Source organism: Phaeacidiphilus oryzae TH49, assembly GCF_000744815.1.
GTDB lineage: Bacteria > Actinomycetota > Actinomycetes > Streptomycetales > Streptomycetaceae > Phaeacidiphilus > Phaeacidiphilus oryzae.
Genome location: NZ_JQMQ01000005.1, coordinates 2,962,341 through 2,986,991 on the forward strand (window position 1 = coordinate 2,962,341; position 24,651 = coordinate 2,986,991).

24 protein-coding genes, 1 tRNA gene and 1 riboswitch are annotated in these 24,651 nt (G+C 73.1%); of the genes, 10 read left to right on the forward strand and 15 right to left on the reverse strand.

The features are described 5' to 3' along the window. Positions 1–39 precede the first annotated feature (39 nt). Complete coding sequence (locus tag BS73_RS16935; protein ID WP_084704136.1) at positions 40–615, forward strand: MarR family winged helix-turn-helix transcriptional regulator; 576 nt, start codon at positions 40–42, stop codon at positions 613–615. Positions 616–652: 37 nt separating this feature from the next. Here BS73_RS16935 and BS73_RS16940 read toward each other — a convergent pair whose 3' ends face one another. Further along, positions 653–1,810 (reverse strand): cystathionine gamma-synthase, encoded by a 1,158-nt coding sequence (locus BS73_RS16940; protein ID WP_037579937.1) that lies wholly within the window; start codon positions 1,808–1,810, stop codon positions 653–655. Positions 1,811–1,867: 57 nt separating this feature from the next. Here BS73_RS16940 and BS73_RS34725 point away from each other — a divergent pair, with 57 nt between their 5' ends. Together BS73_RS34725 and BS73_RS16945 are read left to right on the forward strand one after the other, a co-directional pair. Next, a complete protein-coding gene (locus tag BS73_RS34725) occupies positions 1,868–2,722 on the forward strand; it encodes a hypothetical protein (RefSeq protein ID WP_051940025.1) in 855 nt (284 codons plus the stop codon). A gap of 42 nt (positions 2,723–2,764) precedes the next feature. Next, positions 2,765–3,295, forward strand: a complete 531-nt coding sequence (locus BS73_RS16945; RefSeq protein ID WP_051940026.1) for a hypothetical protein — start codon at positions 2,765–2,767, stop codon at positions 3,293–3,295. Positions 3,296–3,333: 38 nt separating this feature from the next. On the opposite strand, the gene BS73_RS16950 is transcribed toward BS73_RS16945, so the two are convergent. Next, complete coding sequence (locus tag BS73_RS16950; RefSeq protein ID WP_051940027.1) at positions 3,334–3,741, reverse strand: STAS domain-containing protein; 408 nt, start codon at positions 3,739–3,741, stop codon at positions 3,334–3,336. Positions 3,742–4,337: 596 nt separating this feature from the next. On the opposite strand from BS73_RS16950, the gene BS73_RS16955 reads away from it, so the two are divergent. From BS73_RS16955 to BS73_RS38775, 3 genes are all read left to right on the forward strand, one after another. Beyond that, complete coding sequence (locus BS73_RS16955; protein WP_152617631.1) at positions 4,338–4,880, forward strand: hypothetical protein; 543 nt, start codon at positions 4,338–4,340, stop codon at positions 4,878–4,880. Positions 4,881–5,133: 253 nt separating this feature from the next. Continuing rightward, complete coding sequence (locus tag BS73_RS37445) at positions 5,134–5,634, forward strand: DUF3761 domain-containing protein (protein WP_152617632.1); 501 nt, start codon at positions 5,134–5,136, stop codon at positions 5,632–5,634. Positions 5,635–5,725: 91 nt separating this feature from the next. Then, a complete protein-coding gene (locus BS73_RS38775; RefSeq protein ID WP_037573403.1) occupies positions 5,726–6,010 on the forward strand; it encodes an SGM_3592 family protein in 285 nt (94 codons plus the stop codon). A gap of 7 nt (positions 6,011–6,017) precedes the next feature. Here BS73_RS38775 and BS73_RS16970 read toward each other — a convergent pair whose 3' ends face one another. The 3 genes from BS73_RS16970 to BS73_RS16980 all read right to left on the reverse strand — a co-directional run bounded on the left by BS73_RS16970 (position 6,018) and on the right by BS73_RS16980 (position 9,631). Next, positions 6,018–7,274 (reverse strand): L,D-transpeptidase, encoded by a 1,257-nt coding sequence (locus BS73_RS16970; protein ID WP_084704139.1) that lies wholly within the window; start codon positions 7,272–7,274, stop codon positions 6,018–6,020. A 149-nt stretch (positions 7,275–7,423) separates the two neighbouring features. Continuing rightward, positions 7,424–7,831, reverse strand: a complete 408-nt coding sequence (locus BS73_RS16975) for a hypothetical protein (RefSeq protein WP_200886705.1) — start codon at positions 7,829–7,831, stop codon at positions 7,424–7,426. Positions 7,832–8,230: 399 nt separating this feature from the next. After that, complete coding sequence (locus BS73_RS16980; protein ID WP_037573404.1) at positions 8,231–9,631, reverse strand: cystathionine beta-synthase; 1,401 nt, start codon at positions 9,629–9,631, stop codon at positions 8,231–8,233. Positions 9,632–9,867: 236 nt separating this feature from the next. Between BS73_RS16980 and BS73_RS40715 the strand changes: the two genes are divergently transcribed. Further along, on the forward strand, positions 9,868–11,289 hold the full coding sequence (locus tag BS73_RS40715; RefSeq protein WP_063837005.1) for an SGNH/GDSL hydrolase family protein: 1,422 nt from the start codon (positions 9,868–9,870) through the stop codon (positions 11,287–11,289). Between the two features lie 147 nt (positions 11,290–11,436). Continuing rightward, positions 11,437–12,657: an acetyl-CoA C-acetyltransferase gene (locus BS73_RS16990; RefSeq protein WP_037573406.1), complete on the forward strand. Its 1,221-nt coding sequence runs from the start codon at positions 11,437–11,439 to the stop codon at positions 12,655–12,657. A 4-nt stretch (positions 12,658–12,661) separates the two neighbouring features. Here BS73_RS16990 and BS73_RS16995 read toward each other — a convergent pair whose 3' ends face one another. After that, positions 12,662–14,245: an FAD-binding oxidoreductase gene (locus BS73_RS16995; RefSeq protein WP_037573408.1), complete on the reverse strand. Its 1,584-nt coding sequence runs from the start codon at positions 14,243–14,245 to the stop codon at positions 12,662–12,664. Positions 14,246–14,556: 311 nt separating this feature from the next. Between BS73_RS16995 and BS73_RS17000 the strand changes: the two genes are divergently transcribed. After that, the gene (locus tag BS73_RS17000; RefSeq protein ID WP_051940028.1) at positions 14,557–15,291 is read left to right on the forward strand and encodes a hypothetical protein; all 735 of its coding nucleotides are present in this window, start codon (positions 14,557–14,559) and stop codon (positions 15,289–15,291) included. 53 nt (positions 15,292–15,344) lie between these two features. Here the strand turns inward: BS73_RS17000 and BS73_RS38780 are convergent, their stop codons facing one another. Beyond that, positions 15,345–15,722, reverse strand: a complete 378-nt coding sequence (locus BS73_RS38780; protein WP_152617633.1) for a hypothetical protein — start codon at positions 15,720–15,722, stop codon at positions 15,345–15,347. A gap of 200 nt (positions 15,723–15,922) precedes the next feature. Between BS73_RS38780 and BS73_RS17010 the strand changes: the two genes are divergently transcribed. After that, entirely contained in the window at positions 15,923–16,153 is a 231-nt protein-coding gene (locus BS73_RS17010; RefSeq protein ID WP_037573415.1) for a DUF4287 domain-containing protein, read from the forward strand. A gap of 101 nt (positions 16,154–16,254) precedes the next feature. On the opposite strand, the gene BS73_RS17015 is transcribed toward BS73_RS17010, so the two are convergent. The 8 genes from BS73_RS17015 to BS73_RS17050 all read right to left on the reverse strand — a co-directional run bounded on the left by BS73_RS17015 (position 16,255) and on the right by BS73_RS17050 (position 24,576). After that, positions 16,255–16,339 (reverse strand) — tRNA-Leu (locus tag BS73_RS17015). A 324-nt stretch (positions 16,340–16,663) separates the two neighbouring features. Continuing rightward, positions 16,664–18,055, reverse strand: a complete 1,392-nt coding sequence (locus tag BS73_RS17020; protein ID WP_037573417.1) for an NAD(P)/FAD-dependent oxidoreductase — start codon at positions 18,053–18,055, stop codon at positions 16,664–16,666. A gap of 430 nt (positions 18,056–18,485) precedes the next feature. Next, positions 18,486–19,436: a Ppx/GppA phosphatase family protein gene (locus BS73_RS17025; protein WP_037573419.1), complete on the reverse strand. Its 951-nt coding sequence runs from the start codon at positions 19,434–19,436 to the stop codon at positions 18,486–18,488. Further along, positions 19,433–19,966, reverse strand: coding sequence for a DUF501 domain-containing protein (locus BS73_RS17030; RefSeq protein WP_037573421.1), 534 nt, complete (start codon positions 19,964–19,966; stop codon positions 19,433–19,435). The genes BS73_RS17025 and BS73_RS17030 overlap by 4 nt, the downstream gene beginning before the upstream one ends. Positions 19,967–19,987: 21 nt before the next feature. Beyond that, positions 19,988–20,452 (reverse strand): FtsB family cell division protein, encoded by a 465-nt coding sequence (locus tag BS73_RS17035; protein ID WP_051940029.1) that lies wholly within the window; start codon positions 20,450–20,452, stop codon positions 19,988–19,990. A 269-nt stretch (positions 20,453–20,721) separates the two neighbouring features. Next, positions 20,722–22,002 carry a phosphopyruvate hydratase gene (gene eno / locus BS73_RS17040; protein WP_037573424.1) on the reverse strand — a complete coding sequence of 427 codons (1,281 nt, stop codon included), beginning with the start codon at positions 22,000–22,002 and terminating at the stop codon, positions 20,722–20,724. Between the two features lie 168 nt (positions 22,003–22,170). Beyond that, positions 22,171–22,947: a transglycosylase family protein gene (locus BS73_RS40720; RefSeq protein WP_037573426.1), complete on the reverse strand. Its 777-nt coding sequence runs from the start codon at positions 22,945–22,947 to the stop codon at positions 22,171–22,173. A gap of 3 nt (positions 22,948–22,950) precedes the next feature. Beyond that, positions 22,951–23,121: riboswitch (cyclic di-AMP (ydaO/yuaA leader) on the reverse strand. A 204-nt stretch (positions 23,122–23,325) separates the two neighbouring features. After that, positions 23,326–24,576: a cytochrome P450 family protein gene (locus tag BS73_RS17050; protein WP_037573428.1), complete on the reverse strand. Its 1,251-nt coding sequence runs from the start codon at positions 24,574–24,576 to the stop codon at positions 23,326–23,328. Positions 24,577–24,651: the final 75 nt, after the last annotated feature.

Here is a 24,651-nt window from a genome sequence, read left to right on the forward strand (position 1 = left end):
CAGTCGTTGAACCGGACGGAACGGCAGATCGTGACCAGGATGACGAACGAATCCACCCTCGGTGCCCGCGCCGGCGGCACAGCCGGCGTGTCCGGCGTGTCCGGCGCATCCGACGCGGACGCGGTGTACGACCAGCTCCAGTACCAGGTCGCGATCTTCGCGCGGCGGGTGGAGCAGGTGCGCTTCGGCGGCCTCGGCGCGGTGCGGAACTCGATGGACCGGGCGGCCTTCCTGGTGCTCACCCGGCTGTCCGGCGAGGGCCCGATGGGCGTCAAGGCGCTCGCCCAGTCGATGGGCGTGGACTCCTCCACGGTGACCCGGCAGGTGGCGCCGCTGGTGGAGAACGGCCTGGTGGAGCGGGTGCCCAACCCCTCGGACGGGCGGGCGGTGCTGCTCGACCTCTCCCCGCGCGGCCGCGACCGGCTGAACGAACTCCGGCGCTCCCGCGGCGACTTGATGCGCCAGATGCTCGCCGACTGGCCGGACGAGGAACGGGCGGCCTTCACCGAGCTGCTGACCAAGTTCAACCTCTCGATGCGGGCGTACCGCTCGGGGCGGGACGAGCCCGGCCAGGAGGCGGAGGCCGCGGACGAGGAGCCCGCGGCACGCGCGTAGCGAGGCCGGACCATCCGCTACCAGGCCGGAGCGTCCGCTACCCCAGGGCCTGGGTCAGGTCCGCCAGCAGGTCGTCGACGGACTCGATGCCGACCGACAGCCGCACCAGGTCGGCCGGCACCTCCAGCGGAGAACCCGCCGCCGAGGCATGGGTCATCCGGCCCGGGTGCTCGATCAGCGACTCGACCCCGCCCAGCGACTCGCCGAGGGTGAACAGCTTCGCCCGGTCGCAGACCGCGACCGCCGCCTCCTCCCCGCCCGCCACGCGGAAGGAGACCATCCCGCCGAAGGCGCGCATCTGCTTGACGGCGACCTCGTGCCCGGGGTGCTCCGGGAGACCCGGGTAGTGGACCGCGGTCACCCTCGGGTGCTCGGCCAGATAGTGGGCGATCCGCTCGGCGTTGGCGCAGTGCCGGTCCATCCGCACGCCCAGCGTCTTGATCCCGCGCAGCACCAGCCAGGAGTCGAAGGGACCGGCCACCGCGCCCATCGCGTTCTGGTGGAAGGCCAGCCGCTCGCCGAGCTCCGGGTCCGCGGCCACCAGCCCGCCGCCGACCACGTCCGAGTGGCCGCCCATGTACTTGGTGGTGGAGTGGACGACCACGTCCGCGCCCAGCACCAGCGGCTGCTGGAGGTACGGGCTGGCGAAGGTGTTGTCGACCACCAGCAGGGCGCCCGACTCCCGTGCCACGGAGGCGAGGGCGGCGATGTCGGCGATGCCGAGCAGCGGGTTGCTGGGGGTCTCCACCCACAGCACCCGGGTGTTGGGGCGGATCGAGGCGCGCACCGCGTCCAGGTCCGCCATGTCGACGGCGTCCCACTCCACGCCCCAGCCCGCGACCACCTTGGAGACCAGGCGGAAGGTCCCGCCGTACGCGTCGCCGGGCAGCAGCACGTGGTCGCCCGGCTTGCAGACGGTGCGCAGCAGGGCGTCCTCGGCCGCGAGCCCGGAGGCGAAGGCCAGCCCGCGCCGGCCGGCCTCCAGCGCGGCGAGGTTCTCCTCCAGCGCGGTGCGGGTCGGGTTGGCGGACCGGCTGTACTCGTAGCCGCCGCGGAGACCGCCGACGCCGTCCTGCTTGTAGGTGGAGACCTGGTAGATCGGCGGTACTACCGCCCCGGTCCGGGGGTCGGCCCCGTTCCCGGCATGAATCGCCAGGGTGTCGAAACCGAGCTGCTGCTGACTCTGCTCACTCATACGCCCCGAGCGTAGCCGGGACTCCGCCCCAGGGCGGCGACTCGATAGGGTGCGGGCGTGGCAGCCTCGGGTGGGTCGGCGGTACCGGCGGCGGAGGGCGGTTCCCGGGACTGGGGAGCGCTGAGCATCGCCGAACAGACGCTTCTGCGGCGGGCCTTCTCGGAGGCGCCGCTGGTCTCCTCGATTCAGCACTACGGGATAGCCCTGCGCTGGGAGCGGGTCGAGGGCGCCCCGGCCGCCCGCAGCCTCACCGAGGAGGAGCAGGTGCGGCTGCTGCCGCGGATGGCCGAGGCCGCGCTCGGCCTGTGCGAGGGCGGGTTCCTGCGAGTCGAGGCGCCCGGGGGCTCCCCCGTGGGAACGGACGCTCTTCGAGAGGTGCTGGCCGATCCCGTCAACTGGCTCTGGAGGCCGGTCCCCCCGCCCCGGTACGGGCTCGTCGCCGGCCAGGTCGCCAGGGAGCGCTGGTACGAGGACGCGCTGCCGATCGCGGACACGGGTGGGCTGCCCGGCTGGGCCGAACTGGACGTCCCCCAGCAAGAGGTGCTGGTCTGCGCCGCGGAGGCGAGCGGCATGCTGACGGGTCCGTACGGGATCTGGGACGAGCTGCCGCAGGGGCTGGACGACGAGCGGCGAACGTCCTGGGTGGAACGCCAACTCGCTCCGCTGGTCCCGTTCGTGCGCGCCGGGCTGATCGAGGTCCAGCACTATCCGGACGGCGCGAGCGACGAGTTCTCCGTGATACCGCTGGACGATCTGCACAGCGCCCTCGCCGATCCAGCGGTCCGCTACGAGGGCGCGGACGCGGGCGAGGACTGGGGGGTCGGCGTCGGCTGCGTCTTCACCCATGCCGGGCTGGCGGTCTGGCGGGGCGGCTGGGGGCGGGACTGGAGCGCACGGCTGACCTTCGGGTGAGGGAGACCGTCGCATCACGGTCGGATGGGTGAGGGGACGGGGATGGGGACCGAGGGTGGCTCCGGTTCGGAGGGGGCGGCGGCTGTGGACCTCGCTGCGCTGGGCGCGCTGGCCGTGGGGTATCACGCCCGAGGCGTTCGGCCGGCGGGGAGCAGGCTGGTCGCCGGGCACCTGGTCAAGGTGTACGTGATCGAGGCCCCAGGGCGGGACGTCGGGGACGCGTACCTGCGCCGGGCGGTGGGGGTCGCGGCGGATCATCTGGCGGCGGCGCGGCTGCGGGGCTCGCTGGGGCTCGCCGTGCTGATCGCGCATGCCGGCGGGGACGGCGACTATGTGCTGGTGCACACCTGGATCGAGGGGTACATGTCCGACCTCGCGGTCTTCAGCGGCCCGGCGGGCGAGGCGGATCAGCTGCGGCCGGGACGGGTCGGCCTCGCGCCGTGCGTGTGGGAGGCCGCGGTGCTGGCGCATGAGCGGACCGCCTTCACCACCCAGGTGCTGGACGGCCGCGGCCCGGTCGACGAGCGGCTGGCGGCGTGGCGCGGGGACGTGCTGGAGGGCCCGGCCCGCTGAGGGCCGACCCGACCGGCCGATCCGGCCGCGGCTGATCCTCAGGAGGCGGCCGACGGCCTGCCGGCCGGCGGAAGGACCTCACGGACGGTCGCGCTCATGGATTCCGCCGTGAGGAGGCAGAGGGTGACGCCGGTGAGGTCCAGCACCCGGCGGATGAAGCCCGGTGGGCGGACCAGGCGGATCGTGCCGCGGCGCTGCCAGACCCGGCGGCAGGCGTGGTCGAGGAGGCGCGCGCTGGACGCGTCGAGGAAGTCGACGTGGGTCAGGTCGATGATCAGACGCGGCTCGGGAGCCGCCGTCACCTCGTCCACCTGCGGCAGCAGGGCGAGCACGGCCACGAGGTCGATCTCGCCGTGCAGCTCCAGGACGGTGAAGTCCCCTACCTGGTAGCGGCGGACACGGTAGAGCGGCGACGAGTCGGGCGGCATGGGGTCGTTCTGGATCATGGAGTATCACCGCAGGCGCTGGCGTCGGCCGCCGGTGGGGCGGCGTCGGGAAAGCGGAGCCGACCAGGGTCCAGGGCGGCGGTGCGCAGAAGCCCACGCTAGGCGGGTGGACGCGGCCGCGGGGCGGGGGCCGGGTCCAGGACCCCGTTGGATCCACCACTTCGGGTGAATCAACCGCGAAGCGGCGTCGGCACACGCGTTCGCGGCATATCATCCCGCGCTTCCGAACCTGCCGCCCCGCCACGTCCCCTCGTCTCCCGGCCCGGTCCGCCCCCGATCCACCCCGTCTCACCATCCCCGATGGGGGGCGCTCGGTTCGCCGTCCACGTCCGTCGAGCGCTCCGGCAGCAGGCGTAGGCGATATGCGCATCGGTGAGGGGTCGGAGCACTTTCGATGTTCCCGGCCGATGTCTAGCTTGGTGAGCACGGTCCGCAGGCGGCGGGCCGTCCGGCGCGGGAGAGCGCCGGCAGCGGTGCCCTTGCCCCTGGCCCGCATGGCCCGGCCCGCCTGAACGGCACCGCCCGCACGGCACCGCCCGAACGGCCCGGCCGGCCACCTGCTTCCGTGCTCTGCACGTGTCCCCGGGGGGCTCGCGATGGCCCGCACCGTAAGCATCAACTCCGTTCCGCGTGTGGCCGGTTGGCATCCCCACACCGGATTCCGGCCCCCTCGGCTGGAGGTGCGGCTCGTCCTCGACCGGGCGACCACCTCGGGTGACCCGCTGGGCCCGGTGACCGTGGGCCTGCTCACCGGTCTGGGCGTCTCGTTCGAGGTGGCCCGCCGACTGGGCGACTCCCTGCGGGTGGCGCTGCACTACGTCACCGGACACAGCACGGCCGCCCGGGTGGTGGTCCACCTCCGCTCCGCGGACGAGGGGCTGACCTGCGCCGCGACCGACTACCCCGGCCCGCGGGACGGCGAGCGGGAACCCGTCTGGATGCGGATCCACCGCGACCACCCCCGCCCCGGTTCGGGCCCGGAGGGCGACTGCGAGCCGGCCTCGGAACGCCGGGCGAACCCGGGCTCGCTGCTGCTCTACCGCAGCCTCGACGGCCACATCGACATCGGTCTGCACATCCCGTGGCCGAGCGCGGAGGAGCACTCCGCGCCGGCCCCGCGCACCGGCGGCGCCGGGTGATGGGGGAGGGAGAGACGGCCGACCGGTGTCCAGGGGCATCCCGGCCGGCCGTCCGGTCCCCGCGCCGCCCGGGCCCGGGTCGGCGGCGGCGCTGAACCGCCGACCCGGGTGGCGGCCCGGCCCCGATCCGGGCGGGGCCGGGCCGGACCCCAGCTGATTCGTTCTCTATTTCTTCACTATTGATACACATCTCTTCCCCCGCTATGGCACAGTCTTCTCATCCATGGCTCGTGCTTGTCAGGGGAGGGACGCCATGCGTCGGGGAGTCATATCGGCCGTCGTCTCCATCGCCGCGATCGTGGCCTTCGGGGTCGGCTGCGATCCGGCGGCGCACCCCGCCGCGCAGTCGACCGGGGCGGCGTCCACGGCGGCCCCGGCGAGTACGGCCGCACCCACGCCCGCGGCCACCACCGCCGGGGCCGCGGCTTCGAACAGCCCCGCCCCCGCCCCGCACCGGACGGCCGTGCCGACGGCCCCCGCCACCCACGCCGGCCACACCGCCCGTTCCGCGCCGGTCGCCCCGGCGTCCCACCGGGCGGCCACCGCGCCGACCCACCGGTCCGCGCCGCCCGCGCCCGCCGCGCCGGCGCACAGCTGCGCCGCCCACACCACGGGCAGCTGCGGCTGGACCGCCGGGGTCACGCCGGACAGCCCTTCGGAGACCGCGCAGTGCGCGGACGGCACCGACAGCTTCTCGGCCCACTTCCGCGGCACCTGCTCGCACCACGGAGGAGTCCGATACTGGTTCAGGTGACCGGCCGTCGCACTCGGCCGGTCGGGTGGGGCGCGCGGCGGAATCGATCTTCTTGACCGCGGGCCTACCGCGGACCGGGTAGGCAGGTGGCATGAACGACGAGAGCCCCGAGGACCGTACCGACGCCGTCGGCTCCGGCGGAGACGGGGACGGGGACGGGGACGGAGGCGCGGGCGGAGGCGCGGACGGGGACTGGGACGACGTCGAGCTGGACGAGGTCTTCGTGCTGAGCGCGGAGCGGCACGAGCCGTCCGGCCGGGCCCGGATGCTCAGCGCCCGCTGGAAGCGGAACCCTCCGGAGCAGGAGCCCTGGCGGACCGACGAGCCCCCGGCGGGATGGATCTGGAGCCGGGGGCGCAAGCGCCGCCGGCGCTGACCGCCGGTCAGGTCGCGGCGCCGGCCTTCCAGTCCGCCCAGGACATGTTCCAGCCGTTCAGGCCGTTGTCCGGCTGGACGGTCCGGTCGCCGCTGTTGATGATCTCGACGATGTCGCCGACCATCGACGAGTTGTAGAACTTCGCCGCCGGGGTGGACGGGTCGCCCGCCCCCTGGACGTCATGCATGCCGACGCAGCCGTGGCTGGTGTTCTGGCTGCCGAAGACCGACTCGCCGCTCCAGTAGTTGCCGTGGATGAACGTCCCCGAGGTGGTCAGCCGCTGGGCGTGCGGCACGTCCGGGATGTCGTACTCCCCGCCGAGGTTCACGGTCTGCGAGTTCATCCGGGTCTTGAGGAACTTCTCGGCGATCACCATCTTCCCGGCCCAGGTGGTGTGGCCCGGTCCGCCGCCGCTGACCGGCCAGGTCTGGGTGGTTCTGCCGTCCCGGGTGACGGTGATCCTCTTGGCGGCGAGGTCGACCACGCTGGTCTGGCTGCGGCCGATGCCGAAGACGACGTCCTTCTGCTGGTACCCGTAGGTGTGCCGGGCCCCCTCGACGCCCTTGAGGCGGAGGCTGAGGGTCACCTTGGTGCCGGGCTTCCAGTACTCCTGGGGGCGGAAGTCGAGCCGCTGGTCGCCGAACCAGTGGCCGACCACCTCGACGGCGGGCTCGGCCCGGACGGTTATCCCGCGCTGCACGGCGGCCCGGTCGGTGACCGGGGTGTTGAAGGTGATCGAGACCGGCATGCCGACGCCGACGGTGGCCCCGTGGTCCGGGGTGAACTCGCCGAAGAACACGGCCCCGGTGGTGAAGGCGGAGCTCTTGCCGACGGTCCGCCCGGCGCTGTCGGCGGCGGTCGCGGCGACCTTGAAGCCGGTGCCGGCGGCCAGCCGGCCGGTCGAGGTCCAGCTGGTGCGGTCCTGGCTGAACCGGCCGGCCACGCTGCCGCCGGCCGCGGTGGCGACCTTGACGCTCTTCAGCGTGCCGTTGGTCGCGGTGACGGTGACGGGCCGGCTGGGATCGCCCTTGGCGGTCCCGTCGGCCGGGGATATGGAGATCTCGGCGGGGCGCGGCTTGGAGTGGCCGCAGGCGGCGGTGAGGAGCGCGGGCGCGAGCGCCAGGCCCCCGACCACCGCCCGCCGCGACCAGCGGGGCCCGGTGCCCGAGCCGGGACCGCCGCCGCTGCCGCTGCTGCCGCCACCGCTGCCGCCACCGCTGCCGCCGCTGCTGCCGACGGCGCCGCCGGCCGGTCCGCCGCTCATCTGATTCTGATTCTGATTCTCCGTCACCGTCACGACCGCCTTTCTCGTCGTCGTCACGTCTATCCGGAGCTATCAACATAAGACCAGACAATCCGAGGTGCCCGAGCGGAGCTGCTCAAACGGGTGGAGAGAGGCGCACCCGGTGGCGGTCAGCGCCCCTCGCCCCGGCCCTCTTCGGCGTCGTCCTCGGAGCCGTCGTCGTCCTCGTAGTCGTCGTCGGCTTCCGCGAAGTCGAGGAGGTCCCACTCCTCGTCGTCCGGGTCGTACTCGACCCGCTCGGTCTCCCACGCGGCCTGGGCGAGTTGGACCCCGGGAACGTCCCCGAGGAGCTCGACCGGGTCGACGAAGTGGGCGACGGCCCCGGTCGGGTCGAGCTCGACGGCCTGCAGCGCCTCGGCCCGCTCCTCCGGATCCATCGTCTCGTCGTCCCGCACCCGTTCGACCGCCGCCCGGGCCAGCGCCTCCTGGTCGGTGATCTCGGCGATGAGCTCGATCTGCAGCCGCACGTAGTGGCGGCCGGCCCCGTATTCCGCGTTCTCTGACATGTCGTCGGTCACGGTCCGAGCGTACAAAGCCTGATGGGGCCGGTCCCGTAGGACCGGCCCCATCATCTCCGCCGTGTTCCCCCACCCGGGAACGCGGAGCGCGGAGCGCTGAGCGCTGCGCGGCCGTGCCGCGAGGACCGCCGCACCCTGACGGCCCATCAGGGCCGCAGGGGCGGGACGACGGCGGTCCTCGCAGCCAACGGGACGCGGACACCCGGTCAGGCCCGGGCCTCGCGTCCGGACGGTGGTTCGCTCCGGGAGCCGCTCCGGATCTTCGCCACCGCCTCGCCGGCGTCTTGCCGATGACCAGAACTATGCCGGGGCCGTGTTAACCACGTGCTGCCGATACGTGTCGTGGGCGTACCAGCTGATGCCGTTTCGGATAACCGCTGCTCAGCCCGGGGATCCGGGTCAGCCGCTGCCCTCGGCCAGGAAGGCGAGGAGGTCCTGGCGGGTGATGATGCCGGCCGGCTTGCCGTCGAAGAGGACGACCGCCGCGTCCCGGCCGCCCAGCACCGTCATCAGCCGGGCCACCGGCTCGCCGGAGCCGATCACCGGGAGTGGGGGCGACATGTGCTTGTCCAGCGAGTCGCCCAGCTCGGCCCGGTGCTCGAAGAGGGCGTCCAGCAGGTCGCGCTCCACGATCGAGCCGATCACCTCGCCGGCCATCACGTCCGGGTGCCCGGCGCCGGGGGCGACCACCGGCATCTGCGAGACGCCGTACTCGCGCAGCACCTCGACCGCCTCGCCCACCGACTCGTTGGGGTGGACGTGGACGAACTGCGGGATCCCGGCGTGCTCCCGGGCGTCCTTGCGGGCCAGCACGTCCCGGACGCTGGCCTCGGCGCCGTGCGAGGGCTCCAGAAAGCCGTAGTCGGCCATCCACTCGTCGTTGAAGATCTTGGAGAGGTAGCCGCGTCCCGAGTCCGGCAGGAGGACGACGACCACGGCCTCCGGCGGCAGCTCGCGCGCCACCTTCAGCGCGGCGGCGACCGCCATCCCGCAGGACCCGCCGACCAGCAGCCCCTCCTCGCGGGCCAGCCGCCGGGTCATCTGGAAGGACTCCTTGTCCGAGACGGCCACGATCCGGTCCGCCACCCCGCGGTCGTAGGCGGTCGGCCAGAAGTCCTCGCCGACCCCCTCGACCAGGTACGGCCGCCCGCTGCCGCCGGAGTAGACGGAGCCCTCCGGGTCGGCGCCGATCACCTGGACCCGGCCCTCCGAGACGTCCTTGAGGTAGCGGCCGGTGCCGGAGATGGTGCCGCCGGTGCCGACGCCGGTCACGAAGTGGGTGATCCGGCCGTCCGTCTGCTGCCAGATCTCCGGGCCGGTGGAGTGGTAGTGGGAGGCCGGGTTCTCCGGGTTGGAGTACTGGTCCGGCTTCCAGGCCAGCGGGGTCTCCCGGACCAGCCGGTCGGAGACGTTGTAGTAGGAGTCCGGGTGCTCCGGCGCGACCGCGGTCGGGCAGACCACCACCTCGGCGCCGTACGCCCGCAGCACGTTGATCTTGTCCGTGGAGACCTTGTCCGGGCAGACGAAGATGCAGCGGTAGCCCTTCTGCTGGGCCACGATGGCGAGGCCGACGCCGGTGTTGCCCGAGGTCGGCTCGACGATCACGCCGCCGGGCTTCAGCTCGCCGGACTTCTCGGCGGCCTCGATCATCCGGACCGCGATCCGGTCCTTCACCGAGCCGCCCGGGTTGAAGTACTCCACCTTGGCCAGGACGGTCGCGGAGATGCCCTCCGTGACGCGGCCCAGCCGTACCAGGGGCGTGTCGCCGACCAGCTCGATGATCGAATCGTGGTACCGCACGGGATCCTCCGCGGTGAGTTCCAGGGCTGCCGCGGGGACTGCTCGGGTACGCCGCCCCCGCCGGCCCCAGTATGTACGGCCGCTATCCGCACTCAGCCGAACGGCCGTCCGCGGTTCCCGTGATAGTGGCATCTCGCGGAAGGGTAAGGACATATCGGTACTCGGCCGAACACGAACGGTCATCGAAGGACACCGAGGACGCCATCGGACCAGCTGGCGGGCTAGGGGGCATGCGAATGTCGAGGGCGAGAACGGCCCGGCGGATCGCCGCGGCGGCGGCGTACGGCGGCGGCGGGATCGGACTGGTCGGGGCGGGCGTCGCCGGCCTTCTGCTCACCGAGGCGAGAGTCGCCGCGAAGCGGCTGGCCCTGCTGACCGGCGAGGCGCCGCGCGCGGACGGCCTCTACGGCGCCGTCTTCGGCCACGCCCCGGAGCCGGCCGCCCCGCAGCCGGCGACCGCCCAGCCGGCGGCCGCCCAGCCGACCGCTCCGGTGTCGGCAGCCTCCGAGGCGGCTGCCCCTGAGGCGGCTGCCCCCGAGCCGGTCGCCGCGCCGCCCGCGGCGCCGGCCGCGACGCCGCCCGCTCCCCTGAAGCTCTGCGTGGTCGGCGACTCCACCGCGGCCGGCTTCGGCGTCGAGTACGCCAAGGACACCCCCGGCGCAGTCCTCTCCTCCGCGCTCGCCTTCCTCGCCGAGCGCCCGGTGCGGCTGGTCAACGTCGCCGTCAACGGCGCGCGCTCGGCCGACCTGGAGGCGCAGGTCACCGAGCTGCTGGAACGCGTCCCTGAGCCGGACGCCACACTGCTCTTCATCGGCGCCAACGACATCACCCACGCCGTCCGCCCGTCCGACTCGGTACGCCGGCTCTCCGACGCGGTGCGCCGGCTGCGCGCCACCGGCTCCCAGGTGATCGTCGGCACCTGTCCCGACCTGGGCACCATCGAGCCGGTGTGGCAGCCGCTGCGCTGGCTCGCGCAGCGCGCCAGCCGCCAACTCGCGGCCGCGCAGACGATCGTGACGATCGAACAGGGCGGCCGCACGGTCTCGCTGGGCGACCTGCTGGGCTCCGAGTTCCGGGGACGGCCGGAGATGTTCGCCCGCGACCGCTACCACCCCTCGGTGGAGGGGTACGCCACCGCGGCGATGGCGGTGCTGCCGGCGCTCGCCGCCTCGCTGGCGCTGTGGCCGGAGGACGAGCCGGACGTGTGGCGCGGGCCGACCGTCCTGCCGGTCGCCCAGGCGGCGGCGGAGGCCGCGGCGCACGGCGGTACGGAGGTCTCCGGCACGGCGGTGAGCGGGGCCGAGACGGGTCCGCGGGGGCGCTGGGCGGCCCTCCGCCAGCACCGGCTGCGTCTGCGCGAGTTCCCGCCCCTCCCGAAGCCGGCCATGCCGCACCTTCCGCCGTTCCCCAACCTGGCCCACCTGGGCCGCCGCCACGCCTCCCACGGCAGCACCCTCGCGCCCGAGGCGCCGGCACCGACCCCGGCCCCCGGCGAGGCCCCGGCGGGCGCCACCGCGGTCGGACAGGCGCCGCGGGGGCGGGCCCGCCCCGCGCCGGAACCGGTGGCGGAGAGCGACGCCCCCGGGTCCTCGCCCCTCGCGCCCCGAAGCGGCTGCGAAACCGGGAGGGGCTGCGAAACCGGGAGGGGCTGCGACTAGGGGCGGGGGGACCTGCGCGCCCACGCGCCGGAGCCGACTGTCCAGGTCTTGCAGCTCACACGACGAGACGGGTGACTCCCGCACTACCTGAAGGTAACTTCACTGGCAGTCTTGGCCGTAGTCCCGATTCAGAGAGCAGGGGTATCCATGCCCGAAGCCGTCATCGTCAGTGCTGCCCGCTCGCCGATCGGCCGGGCGTTCAAGGGCTCGCTGAAGGACGTCCGCCCGGACGACCTCTCCGCGCAGATCATCAAGGCCGCCCTGGACAAGGTCCCCGAGCTGGACCCGACGCAGATCGACGACCTGATGCTCGGCTGCGGCCTCCCCGGCGGCGAGCAGGGCCACAACCTGGCCCGGGTGATCGCCGTCCAGATGGGCATGGACCACCTGCCCGGCGCGACCATCACCCGCTACTGCTCCTCCTCGCTGCAGACCTCCCGGATGGCCCTCCACGCGATCAAGGCCGGCGAGGGCGACGTCTTCATCTCGGCCGGCGTCGAGTGCGTCTCGCGCCAGGTCAACGGCTCCTCGGACGGCATGCCCGGCACCCACAACCCGGTCTTCGCCGACGCCGAGGCCCGCACCCAGGCCCGCTCGGCCGAGGGCGCCGACGCCTGGCACGACCCGCGCCAGGACGGCCAGGTCCCCGACGTCTACATCGCGATGGGCCAGACCGCCGAGAACCTGGCCCAGCTCAAGGGCATCACCCGCCAGGAGATGGACGAGTTCGGCGTCCGCTCGCAGAACCTCGCCGAGAAGGCCATCGCGGACGGCTTCTGGGCCCGCGAGATCACCCCGGTGACGCTGCCGGACGGCACGGTGGTCGGCAAGGACGACGGCCCGCGCGCGGGCGTCACCCTGGAGGGCGTCTCCGGTCTGAAGCCGGTCTTCCGCCCGGACGGCACGGTCACCGCCGGCAACTGCTGCCCGCTGAACGACGGCGCCGCCGCCCTGGTGATCATGTCCGACACCAAGGCGCGCGAGCTGGGCCTGACCCCGCTGGCCCGGATCGTCTCCACCGGCGTCACCGGCCTCTCCCCCGAGATCATGGGCTACGGCCCGGTCGAGGCCAGCAAGCAGGCGCTGAAGCGGGCCGGCCTCTCGATCGGCGACATCGACCTGGTCGAGATCAACGAGGCCTTCGCGGCCCAGGTCATCCCGTCCTACCGGGACCTCGGCATCGACCTGGACCGGCTGAACGTCAACGGCGGCGCGATCGCCGTCGGCCACCCGTTCGGCATGACCGGCGCCCGGATCACCACCACCCTGATCAACTCCCTGCAGTGGCACGACAAGCAGTTCGGCCTGGAGACCATGTGCGTCGGCGGCGGGCAGGGCATGGCGATGGTCATCGAGCGCCTGAGCTGAGCCCTCAACCGAGGCCCAGCACCCCCGGGTTGAGGACGCCCTCCGGGTCGAGCGCCTGCTTGGCGGCCCGGAGGGCGAGCGCGTAGGGGGCCGGGATCTGCCGCCGGTAGCCCGGCAGATGGTCGCGGCCCACCGCGTGGTGGTGGGTGACGGTGGCCCCGCGCGCCGCGAGGATCTCCATCGCGGCGGCCTTGATCTCGTCCCAGACGGCGAGCTCGTCGCCGGGCCGGCCGGCCGCGATCACCGTGAAGTACGGCGCCGGACCGTCCGGATAGACGTGGGTGAAGCGGCAGTTGATCATCCCCGGGGAGCCGGTGGCCTTGCGGACCGCCGCGGCCAGCTCCGTGCGGACGGCGTCCAGCAGGCCCGGGAGCCGGTCCCAGGTGCAGGCGGTCTCGAAGGTCTCGCTGATCGCGCTCATCCGGGCCAGCCCGTCCCGGACGTAGGGCATCCGGAGGAAGGCCGAGCGCCAGGCCTCCGCGGCCGAGGCGCCGGAGCCGCCGCCGTCCGCCCCCGCGGGTGCGCGAAGTCGCCCCCCGTGGTCGGCCGCCAGCGCGGTCAGCTCGGCGAGCCGCCCGTCCACCGGGCCGTGCGCCGACTCCACGCCCAGCACCAGGACGCTGCGGCCGTCCCGCGCGGCCCCGGAGAGCGCCGCCTCCCCGGCGTCCAGCAGCCGGCAGTTCGCCGGGTTCAGCCCGGACTGGGCGATGGCCCGGACCGCCTCCGCCCCCGCCGCGAACCCGTCGAAGAGCACCGAGGCCGAGGCCTTGTAGCGGGGCCGGTCCTGCAGTCGCAGCCAGGCCTCGGTGATCACACCGAGGGCGCCCTCGGAGCCCAGGAAGAACCGGTCCGGCGAGGGGCCCGCGCCCGAGCCCGGTACCCGCAGCGACTCCGCCACGCCGGCCGGGGTGACCACCCGCAGCGACTCCACCAGGTCGTCGATGTGGGTCAGGACCGTGGCGTAGTGCCCCCCGGAGCGGGTGGCCAGCCAACCGCCGACGGTCGAGTACTCGAAGCTCTGCGGGAAGTGCCGGAGGGTGAGCCCGTGCGGGCGCAGCCGCTCCTCCAGGGCCGGGCCGAGGACGCCGGCCTGGATCCGGGCGGCCCGGCTGGTGCGGTCCACCTCCAGCACCCGGTCGAGCACGGAGAGGTCGAGCGAGACCACGCCCCGGTGGGCGTCCCCCCGGTACTCCACTCCCCCGACCACCGAGCTGCCGGCGCCGTAGGGGACGACGGCGATGTCGCTTCGCTCCGCCCAGTCCAGGACGTCCCGCACGTCGGCCTCGCCCCGGGGCCGGGCGACCAGGTCGGGGGCCGCCGCGAGATCTCCCCGCAGCGCCCGTACGACGTCCCGGTAGGCCTTTCCGTAGGTGTGGCCGGCGCGCTCCCGCGGGGAGTCGGTCATCGTCCCGGCGAGCGCCGCCGGCGGGCGGATCCGCACCGGGGGCAGCGCCAGGTCCGCGAGCCGCGGGACCGGCAGCGGCCGATCGGGCAGGCCCGGCAGCAGCGCGCCGAGCTCGGCACACTCCGTGTCCGAGAGCGCACGCTCCGGCGCGCCCCAGCCCCACCAGGAGCGCTCCCCCGCCATATGACCCCAACTCCCTTGCCGTAGTCGGGCGCAAGGTATCGCCCCGTTCTAACCCGATCGGGGCAGTCCGCCCCGAATGAGGCGGGGGTCACAGCCGGCGGCCCGGAAAACCCCTTTTTCTTACCCCGCCATTACGGATGATCGACGGTCCGCATCGGCTCGTGTGCGGTGCGTCGAACTTCCGTACCCCGGACCGGAACCGCAGGTTGAGCGTCACATGGGAAAAAGCCGGGCCGTACTGCGCAGACCGGGGCGGGTGGGGCACTGTTGTGGTTGTTCCCCCGTTCAACTCCGCGCAAGGAGTACGTCCCGTGAACGCCGTGCTGATGTGTCTGTCGGTTCTGCTGATCGCGCTGTGCTGCGCCGTGCTGGTCGGCCTGCGCCGCCTGTCCCGCCGCATCGACGCGCGTGCGGCATCCGTCGACGCCGCGGTCGCCGAGGCCCGCGGCCGCAACGCCGCCGTGCCGCAGCAGGCGATACGGGACGCCGTACGTGAGGCGCTGGCCGAGGACCGGGCCGCCGAGCTCGCCGAGGCCCGGGCCTTCTGGGCCGAGCAGGAGGCCCGCGAGGCCCAGCAGCTCGAGGACGGCTTCGCCCTGGAGAGCGCCTTCGACATGGAGCTGGACCCGCAGTTCGCGGAGACCCTGCGCACCGCGCTGGTCGAGGCGGAGCGGGTCGAGTCGGACCCGATGGACCCGCGCCGGCACCCCTCGCACCCGGAGTTCGTGCCGGTCCAGTCCCCCTCACAGGACTGGACGGAGCTGCGGCTGACCGAACTCGCCGAGCTCGCGGTGCCGTTGGCCGACGTCCGGCCGGGCCCGCTGGGCACCCTGGACGTGTACGCCTTCGCCGACGACACCACCCTGTGCGTGGTGCCGGGCGCGCCGGAGGCGGCGGCCCGGATCAAGTCCACCCTGGAGGCCGGCACCCCGGTCTGGCTGCTCGGCCAGGAGCGGTTCAGCGGCGGCCACACCCTGACCTTCGCGCTGGGCGAGGAGTCCGAGGCGGTCTTCATCCTCGCCGACAAGGTCGTCGCCAGCATCTGACGCGGTCTCGGACGCCCTTCGCTGCGGCTGATCCACCGGCTATGCCGGAGGGGTCAGCCGCAGATCCGTGTGGTGGCCCGGATCAGCTCGATCCCGCGGGCGATCGCCGCCGGGTGGTCGGCGCCGAGATCCTCGCAGGCGAGGTCGTGGCCGGCGACGGCGATCTGGTCGCCGACCGCGAACGGACCGGCGTCGGGGAGCTCGACAGGGGCGTGCGCGAGGCGTGCGAGCTCCCGGGCGAGGGCGAGTCCGGCCGCCGCCCGGCTGGGGTGGCCGGGGACCGCGCCGAGCAGCCTGCTCTGCGGCATCGAGCGGAAACGGTCTGCCAGCAGCTTTGCGGCGGCGCGGAGTTCGTCAGCGCCCCGGGCCTCGGCGGCCGGACCCGCCGGACCTGCCGGGCCCTCCGCCGCGCGTTCTGCGGAGTCGTTCATGACTTGAGCGTATACGCGGCGCCACGGCGGGGAAGAGGGCGGGCAAGACGGCCGACCGCGCCGCCGCTTGCAGGGCAGTTCGACGCGCCCCGGGGCTCCACCCCCGCTCCGGATCCTCGCGCCGCACCGGGCGAGGACTGTTGCCAAGCTCTGCAAGCTCAGGCACAGTCGGGTCACGGACCGCTCTACCGGAGGCGCCGATGTCCCTCATGTACTCCGCAGAGACCCACCAGAACCTGCTCGCCCGGATCCCCGCGGTCACCGGCCGCCCGATGGACGACTGGCTGCGAGCGGTGGACGACGGGCCAGGCCTCGTCCGCTGCGAGGAGATGGCCGACTGGCTGAGGCGGGAGTACGGAATCTCCGCCGGCTATGCCAAGGCGATCGTCCACGAACACGAACTCCGCCGCGCGGCAAGGAAGTTGCGCTGACCCGGCCGCCCAGCGGGCGGTCGGCCGGACACCGACGGGGACGCCCACCGGGCACGTCACCGGCTCGCACCTTTGTGAACATGCCAAAGGTTCAACGACTCTGGTGCCCGGAACCGGATTCGAACCGGTACGGCCTTGCGGCCAACGAGGTTTAAGCTCGCCGTGTCTGCATTCCACCATCCGGGCGCAGCCTCGGTGGAGGCATCCTGAGCCTATCTGCCCATCCCGGCCCTCAGTTGCACCAGTCGGCAGAAGTTGTCTTATTTCATTGGGAACTGACGGTCCGTCGGCTGAAGTTGACAGAAACTGATCGGTCGCCGAGGGCGGTCGATCGAACCGTCCGCACACGGGTGCGCCCCGGCCCCCTTTCGGGGACCGGGGCGCTGGAACCCTCCGTCGCGTCAGCGTGCTGCCGGTCTGAGCACCACGGGTCGTGGTCCGGCGACGCTGCCGGCTCCGGACGGCCCTGACTCACTCCACCCGTGATCAGCGGGCGGGGTCAGTCCGTTCTCAGGCGGAGACCTTCTTCGACTCCTCGGCGGGCTTGGCGTCGGCCGGCGCCTTGGCGGCGACCGGCTTCGGCGCCGGAGCCGAGGCCTCGATGAACGGCTCGCGCGGGTTCTCCATCTCCACCAGGGCGATGGTCTCCCGCTTGAGGAACATGGCCAGCGTCCAGTCGGCGAAGACCCGGACCTTGCGGTTGAAGGACGGGACCCGCGCGCCGTGGTACAGGCGGTGGAACCACCACGCCGGGCGGCCCTTCAGCTGGTACTTCCCGAACAGCAGGGCGACGCCCTTGTGGAGGCCCAGACCGGCCACCGCGCCCTGGTTCTTGTGCTTGTACTCGCGCAGCGGGAAGCCCCGCATCTGGGCGAGAACGTTGTCGGCGAGCACCGGCGCCTGGCGGACGGCGTGCTGGGCGTTCGGCGGGCACCAGGCGCCCTCCTTGCCCGCGGCCAGGTCCGGCACCTGGGCGGTGTCGCCCGCGGACCAGACGTAGTCGAAGCCCTGCACCTGCAGCGTCGGCGCGGTGTCCACGTGGCCGCGGGGGCCGAGCGGCAGGCCGAAGTTCGACAGGATCGGGTTGGGGCGCACGCCGGCGGTCCACACGATGGTGGAGGCGTCCACCTCGATGCCGTTCTTCAGCACCACGTGCTTGTCGACGCAGGAGTCCATGGAGGTCTCCAGGTAGACCTCTATGCCGCGCTCCTCGAGGCGCTGCTGGGTCCACTTGCCGAGCTCCGGGCCCACCTCGGGGAGGATCCGGTTGGCCGCCTCGACCAGGATGAAGCGCATGTCCTCGCGCTTCACGCTCGGGTAGTACTGGGCCGCGTCCCGCAGCATGTCCTCGGCCTCGGCCAGGGTCTCCGCGCCGGCGAAGCCGCCGCCGATGAAGACGAAGGTGAGGGCCTGCTTGCGGACCTTCTCGTCGGTGGTCGACTCGGCGCGGTCCAGCTGCGCCATCAGGTGGTTGCGAAGGCTGATCGCCTCCTCCACCGACTTGACGCCGATGCCGTGCTCGGCCAGACCCGGGATCGGGAAGGTCCGGGAGATCGAGCCGGTCGACACCACCAGGTGCTCGAAGGGCAGTTCGTAGGCCTCGCCCGCCGCGGGCTGGATGGTGGCCGTCTTGCGGTCGTGGTCGACCGAGGTCACCGAGCCCGTCAGCACCTCGGCCTGGTTCTTCAGGACCCGGCGCAGCGGCGCAACGAGGTTGCGAGGCGCGACGTTGCCGCCGACCGCCTCGGGCAGGAAGGGCAGGTACGTCATGTACGGCCGCGGGTCGACGACGGTGACGGTCGCCTCCCCGTAGCGCATCTTCTTGAGAAGACGCAGCGCGGTGTACAAGCCGACGTAGCCACCGCCGACGATGAGAATGCGAGGTCGCTCCGTGGTGCTCATATCCGAAAGTATCCAGCACGCCCGCGGGGCACCCGTGTGGGCCCGGTCACAAGATCCGGGGACCCTGGTGCTACACTATGCGGCCCGCAAAACCGCCCGCCGGGAAGCGATCAATCGATCAGCGGGGCGGGCGGATCGGGGAGCCTCCGCCCCTCCCCTGCGGTCACTCCGGCACCGCCTTCGTGAGCTGCAACGATCCCGCCACTCGCGGGGTTCCGGGCCCCGGAGGGAACTCCCGCCGAGGAACCTGACGGCGTCCACGGGGCTCCGCCTGCGATCGGTACGGCGGATCCGCCCGGCGGCCTTCGTCCCGCATTCCGGGACGAACCGGCCCCGGACGCGTCCGTACGCGCGGAACTTCATGTGAAGAAATTCACGAACTTTCTGACGCGCCGTTCCGGCCGGGGCCCCGCGGCCCGGCCGGAAGCGGTCAGCGAGCCGCCCGGGCGGCGCTGAAGGCGATGCCGTCGAGGATGTCGTGCTCGCTCGCCACCAGCTCCGCGGCGCCGGTCCGCTCCATGATCGAGAGCAGCACCAGGGAGCCGGCCGTGATCACGTCTACCCGGCCGGGGTGGATCACCGGGATGGCGGCGCGCTCCTCGTGGGTGGAGCGCAGCAGCCGCTCGGTGACCTCGCGGACCTGCTGGAGCGGGATTCTGGCGTGGTGGATCCGCTCCGAGTCGTACGCGGGCAGTCCGAGGGCGATCCCGGCGACCGTGGTGACGGTGCCGGCCAGGCCGACCAGGGTGGTCGCGGCGTCCAGCGGGACCGTCTCGGCGGCCTCGTCCAGGGCCTTGGCGATGTCCTCGCGGATGGCCGCGAAGTCCGTCCCGTGCCGCTCGGTCAACCGGACGCAGCCGATGTCCACCGAGCGGGCCGCCTGGACCTCGTCGGTGCCGAGGACGAACTCGGTGGAGCCGCCGCCGAGGTCGAACACCAGGTACGGGCCCGGGAGTTCGGGGACGCCGGCCCCGCCGGGGCCGTGCAGCTCGGCGGTGGCGCCGGTGAAGGAGAGCTGGGCCTCCTCCTCACCGGTGATCACCTGGGGCTCCACGGAGAGGATCTCGCGGACCCCGCGGACGAAGTCCTCGCGGTTCTCGGCGTCCCGGGAGGCACTGGTGGCCACGAAGCGGATCCGCTCCGGGCTGAGCGGGACGCCGTACGAGGCGATCGCCTCGGCGTACTCGCGGCAGGCCGCGAAGGTGCGCTCCAGCGCCTCGGGGGCGAGCCGGCCGGTGCGGTCCACGCCCTGGCCGAGCCGGACGATCCGCATCCGCCGGTCCAGGTCGGCCAGGGCCCCGGACTCCGGGTCGACGTCGGCGACGAGCAGGCGGATCGAGTTGGTGCCGCAGTCGATCGCGGCGACGCGCTTTGAGGTCACTCGGCTTCCTCGGGTTCGGGGGACTCGTCGGCACAGACGCAGGGGCCCTTGCGCCACCACTCCGGAAGCGCGGCCAGCGCCTCGTCGCCGAGCGGGTTGGCCCCCTCGCCGGCCGCCAGCGAGTGGGCGACCAGCACGTGGAGGCACTTCACCCGGTCCGGCATCCCGCCGGCGCTGGGGAACCCCTCCAGCACCTCGATCGCGTCCCGGCGCCGGAGGTAGTCCTCGTGGGCGGCGCGGTAGCCGGCGGCCAGCTCCTGGTCCTCGCCGAGCCGGGCCGTCATCTCCTTCATCATCCCGTCGGCCTCCAGGGTGCCGATGAGGGACGCGGCGCGCGGGCAGGTCAGGTAGTAGAGGGTCGGGAAGGGGGTGCCGTCCTCGAGTCGGGGGGCGGTCTCGACCACGTCGGGGAGGCCGCAGGGACAGCGGTGGGCGACGGCGCGGAGGCCGCGCGGGACGCGGCCCAGCTGGGCCTCGATCGCGCGGACGTCCTGCTCGGTGGGTCGCTCGGTGGGGGTTTCGCTGGTCATCGTTCCGGGGGGTGTGGGGGTTCAGCGGGCGGTGGTGCCGGGGGCGGTCGGGCTCGCGGTCGGCGCGGCGTCGGCGGCGTCCAGCGAGTCCCACAGGTTGGCGTACCAGGGCTGGCCGGGGGCGGCCGCCTGGTACGAGGTCCCGGAGGAGCCCGCGCCGGCGGAGGAACCGGACGAGCCGGGGACCACCGCGACGAAGGGGGTCTCGCCGGGGAAGGCGTAGTGCAGCCGCTCGCGCGCCTGGGCGGCCACGAAGGCCGGGTCCTGCCAGCGGGCCAGCTGGCGGCGCTCGGCCTCCAGTTGACGCTTCGCCAGGTCGGCGGCGGCGCGCTGCTGGGAGATCTGCTGGCGCTGGGCGACGAACTGGCGGGTCGGGTAGGCGAGGGCGGCGACGACCGCGCAGAGCACCAGCCCGAGGACGGCGGCGCGGCCGGTCATCCTGGGCCGGCGGGGGCGCCCGGAGCGGGCGACGTTGAAACGCAGCAAGTTCCCCTCCGGGTCGGTTGTCCGTTGGCCGCCAGCGTAGATGCTCGCGGACGACTTTTCCCCGACCCGCTGAGCGGCCCCGCCAAGTCGCGCAGCGACTTCAGGGGCGCGGGGAACTGCGCGGCCGGCCACTTACGGTCCACAGGTCGGCAACGGAGTCCGGGTTGCAACCGAGTGGCCGTTGCCGGGTGCGGCGCCGTAGTCAGCCGGGCGCGCAGTTCCCCGCGCCCCTTACTTGCCCCTTCGGGGCTGCGCTCGGGGCGAGGGCGTCAGCCCTTGAAGCGGGGGAAGGCGCCGCGGCCCGCGTACTCCGCGGCGTCGTCCAGGATCTCCTCGATCCGGAGGAGCTGGTTGTACTTCGCCACCCGCTCGGACCGGGCCGGCGCGCCGGTCTTGATCTGGCCGCAGTTGGTGGCAACGGCCAGGTCCGCGATGGTGGTGTCCTCGGTCTCGCCCGAGCGGTGCGACATCATGCAGCGGAAGCCGTTGCGCTGGGCCATCTCGACCGCGTCCAGCGTCTCGGTCAGCGAGCCGATCTGGTTCACCTTCACCAGCAGGGCGTTGGCCGCGCCGTCCTTGATGCCCCTGGCCAGGCGCTCCGGGTTGGTGACGAACAGGTCGTCGCCGACCAGCTGGACCTTGTCGCCGAGCTGCTCGGTGATGGTCTTCCAGCCGTCCCAGTCGTCCTCGAAGAGCGGGTCCTCGATGGAGACCAGCGGGTAGGCGTCGACCAGCTCGCCGTAGTACGCCGACATCTCGGCGGCGGTGCGCTCCTTGCCCTCGAAGGTGTACGTGCCGTCCTTGTAGAACTCGGAGGCGGCGACGTCCAGGGCGAGGGCGACGTCCTGGCCGGGGGTGTAGCCGGCCTTGCGGATGGCCTCCAGGATGAGGTCGAGGGCCTCGCGGTTGGAGTCCAGGTTGGGGGCGAAGCCGCCCTCGTCGCCCAGACCGGTGGCCAGGCCGCGCTCCTTCAGGACCGACTTGAGGGTGTGGTAGACCTCGACGCCCCAGCGGACGGCCTCGGAGAAGGACTCCGCGCCGATCGGGGCGATCATGAACTCCTGGATGTCCACGTTGGAGTCGGCGTGCGAGCCGCCGTTCAGGATGTTCATCATCGGGACCGGCAGCACATGGGCGTTCGGGCCGCCGACGTAGCGGAAGAGCGGGAGGTCGGAGGCCTCGGAGGCGGCGTGGGCCACGGCCAGCGAGACGCCGAGGATGGCGTTGGCGCCGAGCGAGGACTTGTCCGGGGTGGCGTCCAGGTCGAGCATCGCCTGGTCGATCAGCCGCTGCTCGGTCGCGTCGTAGCCGACCAGCTCCGGGCCGATCTGCTCGATGACGGCCAGCACGGCCTTCTCCACACCCTTGCCCCCGTAGCGCGACTTGTCGCCGTCACGGAGTTCGAGGGCCTCGAAGGCGCCGGTGGAGGCGCCGGACGGGACCGCGGCGCGGCCCGTGCTCCCGTCATCGAGGCCGACCTCGACCTCGACGGTGGGGTTGCCTCGCGAGTCGAGGATCTCGCGGGCTACGACGACGTCGATGGACGGCACGTTGTTCTCCTTCACGGGTACGGGGCCGTTACGACCTGAGCCTAACCGCAACGGCCGCCGCGGCCATCCGGGACATCGGACCCTATTCGGTCCGCGTTCGGTCCATCCTCGGTCCGTCCCGGGCCGCGGCGGCCGCCTACCCACGGGTAGGTCAGGGCCGGTGGACCCTCAGCCGACCTGGAGGCGCTGGCCCGGGTAGATCAGGTCCGGGTTCGAGCCGACCGTGGACCGGTTCTCCTGGTACAGGTGCCGCCAGCCGCCGGAGACGTGCGCCGCCGCGGCGATGCGGGACAGGGTGTCCCCGCTGCGCACGACGTAGTCACCGTGGCCGACGGTGTGCACGGCACTGCCGCCGCTCGCGCTGCTCGTGGTGGGTGTCGAGCCGCTCCTGGTGGCTGTGGAGCTGCTCGCCGGCTGCTCGACAGTCCGCGGGGCGGTGTGGCCCGCGACGCTGTCGGACGAGGCCGTGTGGGTGTGCGAGGCGCTGCTGTGACGGGTCGTGGTGCCGCCTGAACCGGTGCCGACCTGGGCCGGCGAGCCGCCGGCGGCGAGCCCGGCCTTCTGGCTGCAGACCGGCCAGGCGCCCGGCCCCTGCGCGGACAGCACCTTCTCGGCCACGGATATCTGCTGGCCCTTGCTGGCCCGGTCGGCAGTGGGGGCGTACTTGGTGCCCCCGTAGGCCGCCCAGGTGGACCGGGTGAACTGCAGTCCGCCGTAGAACCCGTTGCCGGTGTTGATGGACCAGTCGCCGCCGCTCTCGCACTGGGCGACACGGTCCCAGGTGGAGACGGTGGCGGCGTCGGCGGTGCTGGTGGCGGCGGTTCCGATCAGCGGGATGGCGATTCCGGCGCCGGCCACTCCGGCGGTGGCGACCAGCCGCCTGGTGTGGGAGCTGCGGGGTTTGCGATGACGGCCGGTGCCGCCGAAGACAGCGGTGGGATGCATCGGCTGCTTCCTCTCCGACGCCTGCGAGGTGAGCTGTCGGGTTCGGGCCGTGAGGTAGCCCGGCCGTCTCAGGTCCGCTGAGGCGGCTTCACCCCTAGCCGTGCGCCGGGCAGTTGCCGCGACTCCCTCGCGGCGGCGTGGTCGCTGCTGCCGGTGCTTCGGCGGTGTACGTGGGTCCCCCACTCCTGTCCGTTCGATCTGTCGACGACCCTCGCTCCGGTGGACAGGACTCGGCGTCCCGGGGCTCGGGGTTCGCAGACACGCGAACGTCGTGCAGGCTATGCAGATCGTACGAATGTCCTCAAGTCGCACAATCTCACACCCGAGGCGTACAACCTTTGGGCGGTTCTGAGCGTCGGTCAGTTCGCAAGTGGTGCTTCAGGAGTGGACGGGTGTGAACTCGACCGGGAGTTCGCGCAGGCCACGCATGATCAGCCCGCCGCGCCTGCGAAGCCCCGACGTCTCGGTAGCCAACGCCAGATCGGGTAGACGCGCCAGCAGGGTGGCCAGCGCCGTCCGGCCCTCCAGACGGGCGAGCGGGGCACCGATGCAGTAGTGGATGCCGTGCCCGAAGCCGAGATGCGGATTGTCCCGGCGGGCCAGATCGAGCGCGTCCGGTTCGGCGAAGCGGGCCGGGTCGCGGTCGGCGGCGGCGAGGACGACGAGCACCGGGTCGCCGAGGCCGATCCGCTCTCCACCGATCTCCACCGGCTCGGTGGCGAACCGCCAGGTGGCGAGCTCGACCGGGCCGTCGTAGCGGATGAACTCCTCGATCGCGGTGTCCCACAGGGACGGGTCGGCCCGCAACCGCTCGCGCTGCGCCGGGTTCTGAAAGAGGGCCAGCGCCCCGTTGCCGATCAGGTTGATGGTGGTCTCGAAGCCGGCGAAGAGCAGCACGAAGCACATCGCCGCGGCCTCGTTCTCGGTCAGATGCTCGCCGTGGTCGCTGGCCCTGATCAGGCCGGAGATCAGGTCGTCGCCGAGGTCCGCCCGCTTGCGGTGGATCAGCTCGGAGAGGTACGCCCGCATCCGCTTGACCGCGCGGCCGACGCCGCCGCGCGGGGCGCCGGGGTGGCGGATCATCATCGCCGCCCAGTCCCGGAACGCGTCCTGGTCCTCGGCCGGGACGCCGAGGAGGTCGCAGATGGCGTAGATGGGCAGCGGGAAGGCGAACTCGTGGATCAGCTCGGCGCTGCCGCGGGCGGCGAAGCCGTCGATCAGCCGATCCGTCAACTCCTGCACTCGGGGCGTGAATTCGGCCACCCGGCGGGGGGTGAAGGCCTTGGAGACCAGGCGGCGCAGGCGGGTGTGGTCCGGCGGGTCGATGTTCAGCAGGTGGGTCATCAGGTCGGCGCTGCGCTCGCCGGGGATGCCGATCCGGCCGCTGCGGTGGGCGCCCTCCTCGCCGTGGTGGGCCGGGTTCTTGCTCAGCCGGGGGTCGGCGAGCGCCGAGCGGGCGTCGGCGTAGCGGGTGACCAGCCAGGCCTCCACCCCGCTGGGGAGGGTGGTGCGGTGCACCGGGGAGTGCTCCCGCAGCCAGGCGTACGCCGGGTACGGGTCGGCGGCGAACTCCCAGTCGAAGAGGGCGGGGCCGTCGGAGAGGGCGGGCGCGGGCTGGTTCTCGGGCACGCACCGACGTTAACCGGTCCGGCGTATGGGCAGCATTCGGACGGCGTGCCGGCGGCAAGCGGGCGGCGGGCGGGC